The sequence below is a fragment of the Spiroplasma endosymbiont of Megaselia nigra genome (assembly GCF_003987485.1).
GTDB lineage: Bacteria > Bacillota_I > Bacilli_A > Mycoplasmatales > Mycoplasmataceae > Spiroplasma.
The window spans coordinates 1-1,883 of sequence record NZ_RCOO01000208.1; the positions used below are offsets into that span (position 1 = coordinate 1).

The 1,883-nt window shown below is 24.2% G+C and carries 4 protein-coding genes; 3 read left to right on the plus strand and 1 reads right to left on the minus strand.

Annotated elements, in window-relative coordinates; translation table 4 throughout:
- From D9R21_RS07510 to D9R21_RS06150, 3 genes are all read left to right on the plus strand, one after another.
- Window positions 1-523, plus strand: a 523-nt coding sequence (locus tag D9R21_RS07510; RefSeq protein WP_158613955.1) for a hypothetical protein, incomplete at its 5' end; no start/stop codon positions are given.
- A 15-nt stretch (window positions 524-538) separates the two neighbouring features.
- Window positions 539-1,144: a hypothetical protein gene (locus tag D9R21_RS06145; protein WP_126821504.1), complete on the plus strand. Its 606-nt coding sequence runs from the start codon at window positions 539-541 to the stop codon at window positions 1,142-1,144.
- A 120-nt stretch (window positions 1,145-1,264) separates the two neighbouring features.
- Window positions 1,265-1,558: a hypothetical protein gene (locus tag D9R21_RS06150; RefSeq protein ID WP_126821505.1), complete on the plus strand. Its 294-nt coding sequence runs from the start codon at window positions 1,265-1,267 to the stop codon at window positions 1,556-1,558.
- Between the two features lie 18 nt (window positions 1,559-1,576).
- Here the strand turns inward: D9R21_RS06150 and D9R21_RS06155 are convergent, their stop codons facing one another.
- Window positions 1,577-1,774 carry a hypothetical protein gene (locus D9R21_RS06155; protein ID WP_126821506.1) on the minus strand — a complete coding sequence of 66 codons (198 nt, stop codon included), beginning with the start codon at window positions 1,772-1,774 and terminating at the stop codon, window positions 1,577-1,579.
- Between the last annotated feature and the right edge of the window lie 109 nt (window positions 1,775-1,883).

The window sequence follows — 1,883 nt, forward strand, 5'->3', positions numbered from 1 at the left end:
TTATATGAGAACACGACAAATTGGAATTAAATTAATACCTACTGAAAGTGGTAAAGCGAATGCTTCATTTAATCAAAAAACAGGTGAATTAGAAATTTGAGACCCAGCATTTAAAAATAATGATATAACTGCTGATTTTTGAATTGTTAAAAGTATAACAAAAGAATTAAAAACAACTGATGATACATTGCCAACTACTAAATATATTAATGAACATTATCAATTAAAAGGTAGCGGTGGTAATGATTGAGAATTGGTTGATACTAGTGATTTTGTATCTTTTTCTAACAAAAAATATAAAATTAAAAATTATGATTCTACAAAATATATATACAAAATATGAATTGGTATTAATGAAAATAATAAAGAAATTATTAATATTATGATTGAAACATATAAAAATCATTATGAATTTAATTTAACTGCTGGTTTTCTCCCTATATATATTAATAAAAATGGCGAAATAATTTCTGGAAATAATAAATTAATGGCATTACATGTTGAAAGAAAAAAAGTAAGTTAGAAAGGAGTTTGATTAATGAAACAAGATAAAACTACTTGATTAAAGGGTGCCTTACCTTGAAATTGATTTAAAAAAGAACCTATTCCAACTTATAATTGAACTCATAAAGATATTAGAGAATGAGAAAGAAAATATAAAATTCGTAGTTGAGTAGTTAGTTTTTATACATTAATATTTTTAGTATTAAATTGTTGATTAGAATATGGGATGATTAATGCAATTAAAGATAATATTAATTGATATAATTATGGTCAATATTGAGGTAATGGAATTGCTATTTTACTAACACCTTTATTTACACACGGAATTCAAGGTATATTTGTTGCTAGTAGTAAACCAAAAGTAGATATGAAAATTGATATCCCACGATTAAAAATATCTAAAATGGGATTAGTATTTACAATATTACCTTTAATTACTTTAATAATTTCTTTAATAATTATTTGAATTGATAAATCAAAATGAAAAAAAGACCATTTAAGACATTGTTTAGATTGTCGGATTAATCCGCGTGTTATTCAACCAAGAGTAGCAAAACAATGAAATAATTTAGATGGTATAACAGAAGAAAAATTAAAAAATATACAAAATGAAAATAACAAAGAATTAAATTTAAAATAAACTATATTTATAGGGGCGGTTGATATTTTTGGGTGGTTATATAGTTTAATTTATAAATTATTTTGTTCTGAAAAGATGGATGGCCACTGTTTGAGTAAGGATAAGAAAGGAAATATAAAAATGGAATTAAGTAATGAATTAGTAATTGCTTTACTTGTGTTAGCAGGTGCAGGTGGAATGGGTAGTCTTGGTATTCTTGGATTATCTGCTAAAAAAATTAAAAAATATAAAGCAGAAATTAGAGAATTAAGAACTGCTGTTATTTCCCATGAAAAACATTTGCGAGGACCTGATTATGCAACAGAATTAGCTCTTAAAACAGGTCAAATTAAAAATGTTAAAAAACAAGTTAAAGTAAACGACAAAAAACAAGCACAAAAAGATGCTATTAGCAAATTAACAAATAGTATTTAAAAAAATAACCAATTAAGGTTATTTTTTATTTGTTTTTAATATAATTAAGTTTTCTTTACCATAAGTATCTAATAAGTAGTTTCAATATTCAGTAGAATTAATATTGACATCTTCAATATCTGATCCAATAATATATTTTCCTAATGGCGTTTTACACGGGCGATTACCCCTTGAAGAGCGATAACATAAAATATAGTTATTCACATTCTTTACCATTATTATGACTTATATAAAAATTAATAAGATGCTCTATTTTTTGAGAATGGGTGTATAATTCATTTAATTCATTTCAAACTTTTTCTTGGTTTTTATCTAAGTAAATATT